Origin of the sequence: Sphaerisporangium dianthi (genome assembly GCF_042654065.1) — a bacterium.
Classification (GTDB): Bacteria; Actinomycetota; Actinomycetes; order Streptosporangiales; family Streptosporangiaceae; genus Sphaerisporangium; species Sphaerisporangium dianthi.
This window is the reverse complement of record NZ_JBHSFP010000002.1, coordinates 618,834-632,972: the sequence shown is the minus strand read 5'-3', so window position 1 is coordinate 632,972 and position 14,139 is coordinate 618,834. Positions and strand designations below refer to the sequence as shown.

The 14,139-nt window shown below is 71.2% G+C and carries 11 protein-coding genes; 6 read left to right on the top strand and 5 right to left on the bottom strand.

Annotation, left to right across the window (positions count from 1 at the left end):
• Position 1 precedes the first annotated feature (1 nt).
• From cbiQ to ACFO60_RS05880, 3 genes are all read right to left on the bottom strand, one after another.
• On the bottom strand, positions 2-766 hold the full coding sequence (cbiQ, locus tag ACFO60_RS05890) for a cobalt ECF transporter T component CbiQ (protein WP_380837946.1): 765 nt from the start codon (positions 764-766) through the stop codon (positions 2-4).
• Positions 767-1,819, bottom strand: a complete 1,053-nt coding sequence (locus tag ACFO60_RS05885; protein ID WP_380837943.1) for an energy-coupling factor ABC transporter permease — start codon at positions 1,817-1,819, stop codon at positions 767-769.
• A gap of 238 nt (positions 1,820-2,057) precedes the next feature.
• Complete coding sequence (locus tag ACFO60_RS05880; RefSeq protein WP_380837940.1) at positions 2,058-3,998, bottom strand: glycosyltransferase family 2 protein; 1,941 nt, start codon at positions 3,996-3,998, stop codon at positions 2,058-2,060.
• A 140-nt stretch (positions 3,999-4,138) separates the two neighbouring features.
• On the opposite strand from ACFO60_RS05880, the gene ACFO60_RS05875 reads away from it, so the two are divergent.
• Positions 4,139-4,513: an STAS domain-containing protein gene (locus ACFO60_RS05875; RefSeq protein WP_380837937.1), complete on the top strand. Its 375-nt coding sequence runs from the start codon at positions 4,139-4,141 to the stop codon at positions 4,511-4,513.
• A gap of 4 nt (positions 4,514-4,517) precedes the next feature.
• Here ACFO60_RS05875 and ACFO60_RS05870 read toward each other — a convergent pair whose 3' ends face one another.
• Both ACFO60_RS05870 and ACFO60_RS05865 read right to left on the bottom strand, forming a co-directional pair.
• Complete coding sequence (locus tag ACFO60_RS05870; RefSeq protein ID WP_380837935.1) at positions 4,518-5,309, bottom strand: maleylpyruvate isomerase family mycothiol-dependent enzyme; 792 nt, start codon at positions 5,307-5,309, stop codon at positions 4,518-4,520.
• 86 nt (positions 5,310-5,395) lie between these two features.
• A complete protein-coding gene (locus tag ACFO60_RS05865; protein WP_380837933.1) occupies positions 5,396-6,781 on the bottom strand; it encodes a DUF4407 domain-containing protein in 1,386 nt (461 codons plus the stop codon).
• 331 nt (positions 6,782-7,112) lie between these two features.
• Here ACFO60_RS05865 and ACFO60_RS05860 point away from each other — a divergent pair, with 331 nt between their 5' ends.
• The 5 genes from ACFO60_RS05860 to ACFO60_RS05840 all read left to right on the top strand — a co-directional run bounded on the left by ACFO60_RS05860 (position 7,113) and on the right by ACFO60_RS05840 (position 14,123).
• Positions 7,113-8,405 (top strand): KAP family P-loop NTPase fold protein, encoded by a 1,293-nt coding sequence (locus ACFO60_RS05860; RefSeq protein ID WP_380837930.1) that lies wholly within the window; start codon positions 7,113-7,115, stop codon positions 8,403-8,405.
• Positions 8,406-8,407: 2 nt separating this feature from the next.
• Positions 8,408-9,388 (top strand): hypothetical protein, encoded by a 981-nt coding sequence (locus ACFO60_RS05855; protein WP_380837928.1) that lies wholly within the window; start codon positions 8,408-8,410, stop codon positions 9,386-9,388.
• Positions 9,385-12,117 (top strand): hypothetical protein, encoded by a 2,733-nt coding sequence (locus tag ACFO60_RS05850; protein WP_380837925.1) that lies wholly within the window; start codon positions 9,385-9,387, stop codon positions 12,115-12,117. Before ACFO60_RS05855 ends, ACFO60_RS05850 begins: the two co-directional genes overlap by 4 nt.
• Before the next feature lie 67 nt (positions 12,118-12,184).
• Positions 12,185-13,096, top strand: a complete 912-nt coding sequence (locus tag ACFO60_RS05845; RefSeq protein ID WP_380837922.1) for a hypothetical protein — start codon at positions 12,185-12,187, stop codon at positions 13,094-13,096.
• A 37-nt stretch (positions 13,097-13,133) separates the two neighbouring features.
• Entirely contained in the window at positions 13,134-14,123 is a 990-nt protein-coding gene (locus ACFO60_RS05840) for a S66 peptidase family protein (protein ID WP_380837919.1), read from the top strand.
• Positions 14,124-14,139: the final 16 nt, after the last annotated feature.

Genomic DNA, 14,139 nt, shown 5'->3' with positions numbered 1-14,139 from the left:
CTCACGAGAGGCTCCAGGAGAGTACGGCGGTCGCCAGCGCGGCCATGGGAAGCAGCGCGGCCGTCGCCCAGGTGCGGGCCGAGGCGCGCAGATCGTCGATGACGGGCATGGAACCTGTGTATCCCCTGCTCAGCATCGCCAGATGCACCCGCTCGCCACGCTCGTAGGAACGGATGAACAACGCGCCCGCCGACTTGGCGAGCACCGGCAGGTGCCGCACGTCACGGGCCACGAAGCCGCGCGACTCGCGGGCGACGCGCATGCGGCGCATCTCGTCCAGGATCACGTCCATGTAGCGCAGCATGAACATCGCGATCTGGACGAGCGTCTGGGGCAGCCGCAGCCGCTGGGCGCCCAGCAGCATCGTGCGCGGCTCGGTGGTGGCGGCCAGCAGGATGCTCGCCACGACGCCGAGGGTGGCCTTGGCCAGGATGTTCCAGGCCGCCCACAGCCCCTCGGCGCTGAGCGACAGGCCGAGCACCTCGACCCGCTCGCCCAGCCCGATGATCGGCAACGCCACCGCGAAGATCACGAACGGCACCTCGATCACCATGCGCCGCAGCAGGAACCGGGCAGGCACCCTCGCCGTCGCCGCCACCGCCGCCAGGAGCAGGACGTAGACCCCGAAGGCCCAGAACGCCTCCCGGGGCGTGGCGACCACGACCACGGCGAACGCCGCCACGGCCACGAGCTTGCACTGGGGCGGCAGGCGGTGGATCACCGTGTCGCCCGGCCGGTAGAGCTGGTGGGTGTGCCCGGCGCCCATTTACGCGGCCACCTTGTCACCGTCGTGCTCGCCGTCGCGCGCGCTCTGACGGCGGCGCACGGCGTAGAAGATCACCCCGCCGGCCACCAGCGTGATGCCGACACCGACGACACCGGCGACGCCCACCGACAGCCGCTCGTCCTCGACCCCCTTGACGCCGTAGTCGGACAGCGGCCCGTCGACGAGCGTGTGATCACGCTCGTTGGCGTTGAGGCCCTTGTCCCCGGCGACCTTCTCGAGCCCGTCGGGGCTGCTGGAGGCGTAGAAGGAGACCACGCCGGCCAGCAGGACCGAGACCAGCGCGCCGCCGATCAGCAGCGGCCGCAGGCTGCGGGACGGCGCCGGAGCGGGCTCGCCGGCCACCTCGGTGCTGCCGCCGTCGGCCGTGCGCAGCACCAGCTTGGAGGCCAGGCCGCGGGCGCCGTACACCAGGTCGGGCCGCACGGCGAGGACGCTGCTCACGGTGAGGGCGGTGATCAGGCCCTCGCCGAGGCCGATGAGGACGTGCACGCCGCCCATGGCGATCGCCACCGACGACACGTCGATCGGCGCCGTGCCGCCGAGCCAGAACAGCACGGTGAAGCCCATCGCCGCGACCGGCACCGAGACGGCCGCGCCGACGAAGGCCGCGACGGGGACGAGCGCGCGGTTGCGGGGCGCGGCGCGCACGATCAGGCGGAACACCATCCAGCCGACGACGGAGGTGACGATGGCCATCAACGTGATGTTGACGCCGAGCGCGGTGAGGCCGCCGTCGGCGAAGAAGAAGCCCTGGACGAGGAGCACCACGGCCACGCACAACACGGCTGTATACGGCCCTACCAGCACCGCGGCCAGCGTGCCGCCGAGCAGGTGGCCGCTCGTGCCCGCCGCCACGGGGAAGTTGAGCATCTGGACGGCGAAGATGAACGCCGCCACGAGGCCCGCCATAGGGGCCGTCCGGTCGTCCAGCTCGCGGCGAGCGCCGCGCAGGCATACCGCCACGCCGGCGGCGGCGAAGGCACCTGCGCCGATGGAAACCGCCGCGTTGAAGAAACCATCTGGTACGTGCACCAGAGCCTCCGAGGGAATTCGAGTCGTGCCAACTCTAGGCCATGGGCTTGTAGGTGCAAGAGACTGGCAATAACGATAAGAACGCTGGGGCGGCGCCCATGCACTGGTAGGGGCCGCGCGCCACCCCAGGCGTGGCCCCAGGGGTATATAACCGTGGCCACCCCAGGTCCAGCCCCTAACCGGGTGCAGGCTCGGCCCAGGTCGGCGGCCGGTGCGGCGGAGGACAGGCTCGCCTTGGTCAGCGGCCGATGCGGATGGTGCGGCGGACGACCGCCCGCGGCCCCCGGACGAGGACGGTGACCACGAGCCTGCGCCTGATCTTGGACGCCCGCGCCGTGGCCGTCCAGCGCCGGTGCCCGCGCCACCAGACCATGCCCGGCCCGAGATCGGCGAGCGCGAGCCCCGCCTGCCCGGCGCCCCCCGCCTGCCCGGCAAGGCCTGCTTGCCCCGCAAGACCCGGCTGTCCGGCGAGGTCCGGCTGTCCGGCAAGGCCCGACTGGCCGGCGACGCTCGCCTGCTCCGCCGGGTCGGCCCCGCCGACCTGGACCGGGTAGCGCAGCGGCGGCCCGCCGAGGTCGACCTCCAGTTCGGCCTCCCAGACGCCCGGCGCGTCGAGCGTCGCCGTGGCGGTGAACCCCGCGCCGCCGACCGCCGCCGCGGGAACCCGCCGCTCGCTGCCGGAGGAGCGCTCGCGCCAGACCACATGGCGCGCGCACCGGGCGGCCGGGCGGCCGTCCCCGACGGTCACCGCCCCCTCGATGGTGAGCGTCCCCTTGCCGCCCCACGCGGCGCGCGTCAGCCGCGCCGCCCCAGGGACCGCGGCCACGTGGCCGCCGATGTCGATGCTGAGGTTGCCCGGGCGGGTGAAGTACGGCACCGCGACCGCGCCGGCCAGCCTCGCCGCGGGACAGGCCACCCCGGCGTCGCGGTCGGCGCCGAACCTCGCCACGCGGCGCACTCCCTCGCAGGCCAGCACGACGTACACGTCCCACACCCCGGGCGGCAGGCGCGAGACCTCGACGCCGCCGGCGAAGACGTCGGCCACCGAGGTCACCGGCACCCGCCGCTCGGCGCCGGTGGAACGTTCCCGCAGGAGCAGGCCGACCGCCACCCCGTTCCAGGAGTCGGAGAGCGAGGCCCGGCCGGAGATCTCCAGGTGGTCGCCGGTCCATTCGAGCCGGGTCAGGCGGCGGCGCAGGGGGGCGGTCTCGACCCGGGCGAGCCGGACGAGCCTGCCCGCGTCCCCGAGCGAGGCGGCCCGGAGCCGGTCGATCGGGCGCAGCCGGTCGAGCACCCCGTCGGTCAGCCACACCGCGCACATGTCGGCCACCTCGCGGGCGATGGCGCCGCGCTCGGCGGCGGCCGCGGCGAGGAACGGCGCGCCGAGCTGGCCGAGGATGTCGAAGCGGAAGTGCCGCCGCATGAGGTGGTCGCGCAGCGGCCCCTCGGGGATGTGGCGCGTCATCAGCTCGATCGGCGTGCGGATCATGCGCAGCCAGGCGAGCGGGTCGCGGCTGCCCGGCTCCTGCATGACGCTGCTGCCGTCCGGCCGGGCTACCACGTGGTAGCAGTCGTGGTCGGCGACCACGGAGATCGTCCGCGCGTGGCAGTAGGCGTGCACGGAGAAGACGATGTCCTCGCCGACGCGCAGCGACTCGTCGAAGCGGATCTGATGGCGGGTGAGCAGCTCGCGGCGGAAGAGCTTGAAGCAGGTGAGGGTGTTGTAGACGGTGGTCTCGCCGAGCGGCGCGCGGTCGCGGTTCTCACGGAACATGGACGTGGGCACCTTGCGGCCGTGGCCGACCATCTTGCCGAGCACGATGTCGGAGCCGTTGCGCTCGGCCATGGCGAGCATGCGCTGGAGCGCCTCGGGGCCGAGATGGTCGTCAGCGTCACAGAAGAAGACGTAGCGGCCCGTGGAGTGCGCGATGGCGCGGTTGCGCGGCCCCGCGGCGCCGCCGGACGCCGGCTGGTGCCACACCCGTATCTCGGGGAACTTGTCGGCATAGTCGGCCAGGAGGTCGCGGCTGCCGTCGGTGGAGCCGTCGTCCACGATGACGATCTCTTTGCTCACCCGCTGCGTGAGCAGCGAGGTGAGGCATCGATCGAGGTAGGGGCGGCAGTTGTGGACGGGCACCACGATGCTGACGTCGACATGCCGACTACTTTCCGTCTTCATTGCGATTCATTATGTAACCGCTGACCCTCGCCACGCGGCGCAATCACCGCGTTGACGTCAGCCGACCTTCCCGCCTATTTGCCAACGGGCGCTTATTACCTATTTGTCGGGGTAGCCAGCCGTGAACGGAGGTGAGGGAGATGGCCTACCCGGCGCGAGAAACGGCATTGCACATCTGCGAGCGACAGGACGGTCGTTGTGTGATCGTGGAGATCCAGGGGGAGCTCGACATGAACGCGGTCCCGCGCTTGCGCGCGGAACTCGACCACGCCATCGAGGAGTCGCAACCCCCCTGTCTGGTGCTCGACCTCACAGGCACCAGCTTCTGCGACTCACTCGGACTGGGACTGCTGGTCAGCACCTACAACCGGGTGCGCGAGATGGGCGGCAGGCTCGCGCTGGCGGTGACGCCCGGCATGATGATCTCAAGGTTGCTCACGATCACCAACCTCGACCACCATTTCGAGACCCACCCGACCACCGCGGACGCGGTGGCGATGGTGCAGGCGGCCTGAGCGATCAGAAGCCTGGGAAGACGCGGCGCAGGTCGTCCAGCGTGACCGTGCCGGACTCCAGGCTCACCTCGGCGGGCGTGTGCTCAGGGGCGTGACGGCCGGCGATCAGGCGCAGCCACCACTCGGCGGGCGCGGTCAGAACCCCGTCCGGCGTGCCGGGGGCGTCGGTGAGGGACACCGAGTCACGGACGTCGAGCCCGAAGGACCGCTCAGGGGAGGTGACCCGCACGGCGAGGGTCGCCTGGCCGTCCAGCCCGCCGGCCCTGCCGGTGAAGCCGATGAGCCCGCCCGCCTGGTCGAGCAGCAGCGCGACGGCCTGCGGGGTCAGCGTCGCCGCCGGGTCGGAGACGACCTCGATGTCCCAGGTGTGGTAGGCGAACTCGCTGAGCCGCATGCCGGCCAGGCCGGCCACGTCCACCGGCGGAGCGGGGAACCAGAGCTCGATGCGCAGGTCGTCCTTGGCCGACCGGTCGAGCTCCTCGAAACGGCGCACCAGCGCCTCGTTCGCGGTGACGAAGTGCTCGGCGCGCTCGGACCGCGACATCGCGTCCCAGCGGGCCCAGATGCCCTTGATGACGTCCATCTCGGGCGTCCCGGTGCCCTCCACGGCGCCGTCGATGGCGGCGAGGAAGATCTCGGCGCCGCTGCCGAGGTGGCTGAGCACCTGCGAGACGTCCCACTCGCTCGCTCCGGACCGGCGGGCGAGGTCGTCGGCGGTGAAGCCGCGCACCAGCGCCGTCAGATCGTCGAGCCCGGATCGCAGTGCCTTGATGATCTCATCCGCCCGGTCGGTCATCGTCTCTCCTGTCACGTTTCGCGATGGTCCGAACGAGCGAACACCACCGCCCGGGAAAATCTTCCTCCGCCCCCGCGCCGGCGCTGTCAGTCGTCGTCGGGGAACAGGTCGTATCCCGGGTGGAGCTCACCGCTGCCGCCGGGCTGTGCGGCCGCATGGGCGAACCGCGGGCTTGCCATCTTCCTCAGGGCCATGTCCCGCAGGGAGCCGTCCACGACGTCCACGACGTCCGCTTCGCCGACGGGGTCGTACGGTCCGGCGGCCCGACGAGTTTCCCGCGGGGGCCGGGGCGTGCCTTGAGCCGGGGCTCGCCCGCTCGAGACGGGGCGCGGCGTCTGCTCGGCGCTACGGGACCAGATGCTGTACAGCGGCGAAGTCCCTGCACCCGCCTCCGCGCTCAGCAAGGGGACGCGGGTGACATCCGATCGCTCGTTCCGGCTCGCCTGCGCGAGGACCTTCTCGTAGTCGCCCGGCCGCCGCGTCAGCCGCGCGGCGACCGGCAGGGACTCGATCGACATGACGAGTATGAACAGCAGCACGAGGATGACGTTCGGGGAGAGGCCGGTGGCCGGCAGGTCCATCAGGACGCGCAGCCGCAACAGCGTTCCGCCGCCCGCGCCGGCCTCCAACGCCGTCTGCTGATCGGCCTGGCGGCGCAGGACCACATGCAGTCGCGGCTCGTCGGCCGCCAGCTGCTCGGTCGCGGACGCGAGGCGGGCCCTCTGCGCGGCTTCGCCGGACCTGGCCAGCGTCCAGGCACGTTCCTCCAGTCGCCGCTCAAGCTCGCCGGCCCGGTCACGGGCCGTGTCGTACGCCGCCTTGCTCTGCCGGGCCAGGGGACCCTGCCCGGCCTTCCTGCAGCCAGGGCCGCCGTGCAGCCGGCACTGCCACTCGACGTAGTACTTCAGGACGAGCGATCGCTGCCGGTCGCGTTCCGCCGCCAGTCTCCGGAACGTGGCGTCGTTGTCACGGTCGAGCGGCGCGGCGCCCCGCGAGGCGACGACCACCTCGAGCTCGGCGACGCTCGCGCGAAGGTAGAGGGCCTCCTGGTCGGTGCGCGCCTTCGAGACGCGGACGGCGGTGAGGTCGCGCTCGATCTCGGCGGCCCGCGCGCCGATCTCGGCCCCGAACACCTGCAGCGTCAGCGCCAGGGCGACGAGCGCGCTGAGCGGAACCGCGAACGCCAGCCGGAGGAAGGCGTACCACCAGCGACTTTTCCCCTCCGTCTTCATGACCGAGACCAACCGGCGATCGAGGCCGAGCACCAACAGGCCGCACGGGACGGCGATCAGGACAGCGGGCACTATATTCGCGCCAAAGAGGCCGACGGCCGTGATAAACGCGCAGAGACCGGCGATCATGCCGGAGACGAGGACCGCTCCCCCGAGCCTGAGGAACTTTCCGCGCTCGGTCGGGCAGCGTTCGAGGATATCGGGCCGGGCCCCGGACAGGGCGATCAAAGCCTGCTTCATCCCGCCCCTTTCCGGCGCGCCGTCCGAGCATTCCATGCCGGTTTTCCCGATGCCCGCCCGCCCGAACAGGGGGTGACCCGGCCTATCTGCGTATATGACGAGTCGATTGATATTACGCCGCTCGGGTCAGGGGTGGATAATCATCGCGGTACACGCGAACGGCGGCCCTCCTTGTCCGCCGGGCGCGAGGCGCGGGCGGCGACGTCCCCCCGGAACGCGGGACGTTCTCCGGGCCGAACGGCGGTGGCGTCCATGCGGAAGGAGGCGGCGAGCGGGTGGGCAAGGCGTTACACCGCATGCGCGGACGGTTCCCGATGACGGGCGGGCGCCGATGATCGAACCGCCGGCGCCCTCCTCCCTGCCGGCGCCCTCCTCGCCGGTGCTCTCCGACTCGCCGGTGGGCGGCTCACTCGACCGGCTCGAATTCGACAGGTACGTGGATCCCCTCGTCGAGGTGCTGACGAACGACGCGACCGAGACCCCCTTCACCATCGGCGTTTTCGGCGCCTGGGGCAGCGGCAAGTCCAGCCTCATCAAAATGATCGACCAGAGGCTGGCGGCGGACCACGGAGAGGCCTTCGTCCGGGTCCATTTCAATCCTTGGATCCACCGCAAGGAGCCCACGATGCTCCTGCCGCTGCTGCACACCGTCCAGGACACCCTGGCCGAGGACGGGCGGGGGCGGTTCGCGGCCGCCGTCAAGCGCATCGGGTCGCTGATCACCACGCTGAGCATGGACGTGCTGCTGCGCAAGGCCACCGAAGGCGCGGTCACCATCGACCGCGTCGAGCAGCTCTCCGAGCGCTACGCCGAGCGGCGCGGGCAGGTGGAGAGCGAGATCCGCAAACTCCGCTCGACGCTCCAGCGGCAGGCCGACGCGATCGCCGCCAAGGGCGCACGCCTGGTCATCTTCGTCGACGACCTCGACCGGTGCGAACCCGCCGAGATCGTCGACGTGCTGGAATCCCTCAAGCTCTTCCTCGATCTGCGCAACGTCTTCATCGTCGTCGCGATCGCCAAAGAGATCGTCGACCGCGGCGTCGCGGCCAGATATCGCGAGTTCGGATTCTCCGCCGAGCAGGTCGTCGAGATCGGCGACGAATACCTCGACAAGATCATCCAGCTTCCGGTGTATCTGCTGCCCCTCGACGCGGTCGCGGTCGGCCGTTTTCTCGACGCTCTCGACCTGCCTGCGCCGATCGCCGCGCAGACCGAACTCCTGCGGCGCGTCGTCACGCCCAATCCGCGGCGCATAAAGCGCGTGCTGAACATCTGCGCGGTCACGCACGCCATTTCGCGGCGCCACGACCGGCTCGAAGACCTGCGTTTCGACGTGCTCGTCCGGCTGGTCGTCCTGCGCGTGCAGAGCCCCGCCCTGCACGCCGCCGCGACCAAGCGGCCCGATCTGCTGGTGGCGCTGGAAGCGGCCTACGAAGGGAGCCTGAACATCGAGCGGACCGAGGGGTTCGTCAACCGCTTCGGCGCGCAGGACGCGCAGTCCATGCAGGCCGCCGTGAGACGCTTCCACGACTCGCAAGATCACCTGCGGAACCTGTTCGAGGGCGCCGGCTTCGCCGAGGTGGCGGGAGACCTACGGCTCTATCTCACGATGCTGGGCGGCTGAGCGTGACATTGAACGGTCACTCCCAGCGCTACGAGCTCTACGGACTCCCCGGGCGCAATCCCTACGCCCCCCGCGTCCTCGACCCGATCGTCCGGGCGCAGGACCGCGACCTGCGCCTGTCACTCGGCGGCTACTGCCAGGTCGAGCCCATCTACACCTATCTGCGGGAGGCGATCGCGGCCGAGCGGCCGGCGTTCGTCGTCATCAGCGGCCGCGACTTCACCGGCCGCACCTCCATGGCCAACTGCGTGCTCGACCTGTACCGGGAACTGCGCGATGTCGGCGACCGCTTCCTGGTCAGCCGGGTCGAGGTCACCCACCACCGCGACTTCGAGTGGTTCCAGCAGATGATGGCCCAGTTGCAGAACGAGTTCGAGATGGCCGAGCTGTCGCTCAGCGACCCGCTGGTCGGCGCGTTCGACCGCATCGGGAACATCCCCGAGTCCATCTATCCGCAGAAGTTCCAGGCGGCCGCGCGGATGCTCGGCTCCGAACTGAGCAGGCAGAAATCCCCGTACGCGTTCGGCGCGCTGTTCGAGGGCCTGCACACGGCGAGCCTGATCAACAGAGCGCAGACGATCTTCCGGCACACCTCGTCGCTGGTCGTCTTCACCCATCGTGACTACGAGCACGCCCAGACGCCTTCGGCCGACCTGCTGCGAGCGGACATGTTCTCCGAGGAGATCCACCTGGTCCGGCTGCTGCCGCTCGTCGAGTCGCAGATCCAGCTGCTCGCCCACCACCGCTGGGAGCAGGCGTCCAAGCCCGAATCCCCGTGCCCCTTCGACCTCGACGGCATCGCCGAGATCTTCCGCAACGCGCCCGTGCCGATCAAGGCCGCCCTGACCAGGCTCGCCAAGCTGCTGGACTACAAGCTGAGCCTGGCGTCCGGCGAGACGCCCTGGCCGGACAACCAGGAGCTCGCCATGTCCCGGCAGTGGCTGGTCGAGACCGTGTCCGCGATGGACGGCTGGCCCCGATGAGCGAGGAGCGCAGCCTCGTCTTTCCCGCGCGCAACCCGTTCCCCCCGCGCGGCACGACGAGCATGGAGGAACGCGTCCTGGACTCGGCGCTGAGCACCTGGGAGCTGGACGCCCCCACGGCCGAGCTGCCCGCCGTCGAGCTGCTGTGGTCGATCGCCCAGCGCTACATGAGCGGCTTCGCGACCGGCCTGAGAGGGCAGGGGCAGGTCGCGTTCCTCCACGGCGATCACGGGACCGGCAAGACCCACGCGGTCCGGCACATGCTCAGCCGCCTCTCCGCACGGCCGCGGTCGCCGGGCCCGGCGCCTTACCGGCTCTACGTCAAGGCGCAGGACGACGACTTCCTGTCCTGTTACCGGCGGTTGATGAGCCAGATCGACCCTCCCGTGCTCCGCGACCTCAGCCTCCGCTTCCTCGGCGCCATCGCGGGCGTCGAGGCCGGCCGCGCGTACGGCGCCGAGACCGAGGCGTCCGCGACCGAGGCGCTGCGCGAGGAGCCCGACCACCTCTACGCCATGATCCGCGACATGATGGTGGAACCGGGCGCCGTGCTGCAGTCCCAGGCGCGCGAGCTGAGCGAGATCACCGGCGACCAGGAGGACTTCCAGCGCGCCCTCACCTCCCTGCTCGACCCCCTCCTGGAGGCGGCCGCCTACGACTGGCTCGTCGGCCGTGAGATCGACCCGGTGGACGCGAGCCGCCTCGGCGTCTCCGGATCGATCACCGACCATGAGCTGTGCCGTTACGGCATCCAGCTCATGGTGGCCATGTGCTCGCGGAGCGGGCGGCCGGTCGTCGTGGTCATCGACCAGTGTGAGCGCCTGATGCTCGGCGAGGTGGAGGAGACCGGGCGGCGGAACGAGGGCCTGCTGCACTCGCTGGCCGAACGCGTCCCCCAGGAGAACGGGATGCTCGTCCTGATCGGCAACGAGCAGGCCTGGGACAGGATGCGCCGCGACCTCAAACAGCGGTTCGGGCACAACGTCGTCGCCTCCTCCGCGATGAACCTCGATCAGGCGGTGCGGCTGCTCCAGGTCTACCTGCGCGAGGTCTCCGGCGCCGAAGACGAGATCCGCCCGTTCCGGCTCAGCGGCGTCCGCGCCCTGCTCGCCCAGAGCGAGGGGAACGCCCGGCGGCTGCTCCAGCTCGCCTGGCTCGCCTACGAACGCGCGGCGCCGGACCGCGCGCCGATCACCCGCGCCATGGTCGAACGCGCCTTGGACGGGGAGCAGCCGTCGTCGCGGGCCGCGCCGCCCGGCCCGACGACCCTCGGCGAGGTCGTGGCCCGCCTCGAAGAGTCCGAGCGCCTGACCGTCGTCGAACTCGGCGGCGAAGGGCTGATCGCCTTCGACCTGCACCGCGACGCGGCCGGCACCCCCCACGGCCGGAGCCGGCCGATGATGCCGTGGCCCGGGCCGCCGGACGGACGGGCCGACCACCGGGCCGCCGCCCGCGAACACCTCCCGGAGGACGCCCGTGCGGCCGTTCTGCGCGCGGCCGGCGTGCCCGTCACGGCCGACGTGGTGCTCGTGTGCACCTCGCCGGAGAGCCCGCAGGCGAGCCAGGCGATGGACTGGCTGAGCGCCGCGCACCCCGAAGCGGCCTGCTTCACCGAACCGGGCGCCGACGTCGTGGAACTCCTGCGCCGCACCATCGCCGCCGATCCCCTGCGCCTGCCCTACGAACTGGTGGCGTTGAGAGCCGATCCGGACAGCGGCCGGCTGCTGCTGGACACGCTGCCGCTGTTCCCCGCCGGCGCCCGCGGCGGCGAGTCGGCGGAGGTGACCGTCCACTGTCCCCCCGCCGACGAGCGGGGCACCGCGTTCGCGATCGTGGCATGGCGGGGTGACGCGCCGACGCTGGTGTCGGTGCACTCCGCCACGCTCGTGCCGGGACGCCGTACCTTCACCGCCGAGCTGCTGCGCCCGGGCCGCGTCCGGTTCGCCGGGCTCCGCGGGCTCGGCGGCCCGGTGAAGGAGGACCGCGGCTGGGAGGAACTGGTCGCCGCGGTGCCGGACAAGCTCGACGGGTCGTGGGAGTCGGTGCACGTCATCTGCGCGGTCGAGATCAGTGGCCCGCTCGGCACCGTCCGAGAACGGCTGCTGCGCGTCCGCCAGGTGATCACGGTCGCCGCCGAGGCGCTGCTGGGCATGCTGGAGGTCTCCCTGGTCGTCTACGGGGAGCACTCCTACGATCGGGACGCCGCCGACCAGCCGGTCGTGGTCGCCGCCTGGCGCACGACTCTGGAAGAGGCCCTGAGGGCGCTCGGCGACCTGCGGCTCGAACGGCGTCCGGGCGGCTATCCCTATGCCGCCCAGGTGGAGGACATGCTGGACACGGTGGTCAGCCGCCTCTCCCTCGACGCCGAGGGCCGCAGCGTGCTGCTGACGGTGGGCGATCGGCCACCGCACCCGCCGCGCGTGCACCGCTCGGAGATCCTGCCCTGCCCGCGACGGTACGACTGGGAGGCGCTGCTGAGCCGGCTCGACCCGCACCCGGGCATCGCGCTGGCCGCGATCTGCGACCGCCCGCCGGACCAGGCCGACGCCGTCTGGACCCGCCTCAACGGCGGGCGCCCGGCCGCGTCCCTGGACACCGTCGACGTCCGGCGTCTGGTGGCCGATGTCGGCCTTCCCCTCTCCTCGGCGCGGCGCATCCCCTTCCCGATGATCGACGGCGTGCCCCCGAGTCACCCGCCCACCCTGAGCGAGGCAAGTCGTGTCACCTAGCCCGAAGCCGGCCGCACCCGCGCGGATCGTCTTGTGGGGACCGCCCGGAAGCGGGAAGACCACGTTCATGGCCGCGCTCAACGTCGCCTTCATCCGGCACGCCGGCCCGTGGCGGCTCGTGGGAGACGACGGCCCGTCGAGCGACCTCCTGATCGCACACACGGCCGACCTGCTCGAAGGCCGCAGGTTCCCCGAAGCGACCCAGAGCCTCGCCTACTACCGGTGGTCGCTGGTCGGCCATGAGACCCCGCCCGGCAAGGGCTTGCGCCTGTGGCGCCGGCGGCGCGCGGTTCCGGTGACGATCCAGCTGGAAATGGCCGACGCCCCGGGAGGCTTCTACCACCGCGGACACCCCTCGGGGCGGAACGAGGCGGTGGACGCCCTGGCCGGCAGCCAGGGGATCATCATCTTCTACGACCCGCTCCGGGAGTACAGAACCGGCGACACCTTCGCCTACCTGCATGGAGCGCTGACCGAGCTGGCCGAGCGGATGCTCGCCTCGGCGGGCCTCCAGGACGGCATGCTCCCCCACCACGTCGCCATCTGCGTCACCAAGTTCGACGAGTTCAAGGTCGTGACCATGGCCGACCGACTGGGGCTGCTCACCGCGGACTCCGACGAGTCGCCCGGTTTTCCCCAGGTTGCCCCCGAGGACGCCGAGGAGCTGTTCGCGCAGTTGTGCCAGGTGTCGGCCAGCGGTGACGCGAAGTTGATGCTGCCCGCGCTGAAGCAGTTCTTCAGGCCAGAGCGCATCAAGTTCTTCGTCTCGTCCTCGATCGGCTTCTATGTCGACCCCAGGACGGGGACGTTCGACCGGGACGACTTCCAGAACCTCGTCCCCGACACGTCGGAACCCTGGGGGGACCAGGCCGGCCGCGCGCCGCGGATCCGGGGCAGTCTCTACCCCGTCAACGTCATGGAACCGGTGACCTGGCTCGCCCGGCACATGTCGCCGGGAACCCGTGACCACGGAAAATGAGATTCGAGCCGGGGACCCGCCGCGCTACCCTCCGGAAATGGACCCGATCTTCCCTCCCCGGCTGAGCGAAGGCGACGTCGTACGGGTGGTGGCGCCCGCAGCGTCCCGCGCCATGGTGACGGAGCACGACCACACCGCCCTCATCGAGGCCCGCTTCGCCGAACTCGGCCTGACGCTGACCTACGGCCGCCACGTCGACGAGCGCGACCCGTTCGACTCCTCCAGCGTCGCCTCACGGGTCGCCGACCTCCACGACGCCTTCGCCGACCCCTCGGTGTCCGCGATCCTGACGGTCATCGGCGGGTACAACTGCAACGAACTGCTGCCTTTCCTCGACTGGGCGCTGATCCGCGACAATCCGAAGATCCTCTGCGGCTTCTCCGACATCACGGCCCTGCAGAACGCCATCCTGGCCCGTACCGGCCTGGTGACCTACTCGGGCCCCCACTGGGCGACGTTCGGGATGCGCGACCACTTCGAACCGATCATGCGCTGGTTCACCGCGGCGACGTTCGGCGCCGGCCCCATCAGCCTCACCCCCTCGCGACACTGGAGCGACGACCTCTGGTTCCAGGACCAGGACGGGCGCGAGCCGATCCCCAACGAGGGGTGGTGGACGCTCCGGCCTGGCACCGCCGAGGGACGCATCGTGGGCGGCAACCTCTGCACCCTGAACCTGCTGCAGGGCACCCCGTACATGCCATCGCTCGACGGCGCGCTGTTGATCCTCGAGGACGACTTCGAATCGCACCCGGCGACCTTCGCGCGCGACCTGACCTCGCTCCTCCAGCTTCCCGGCGCCGCGGGCGTGCGAGGACTGGCGATCGGGCGCTTCCAGAAGGACAGCCGCATGACGCGGCCGCTGCTGGAGCAGATCATCGACACTCAGCCGTCCCTGAGGGGCGTGCCGGTGCTCGCCAACGTCGACGTCGGCCACACCGCTCCCCTCGCCACCTTCCCGATCGGCGGCCGAGCCGAACTCGACGTCATCGCCGGCAAGGCGACCTTGACCCTGCACAACGGCTAGACCCCGACGGCGGGCG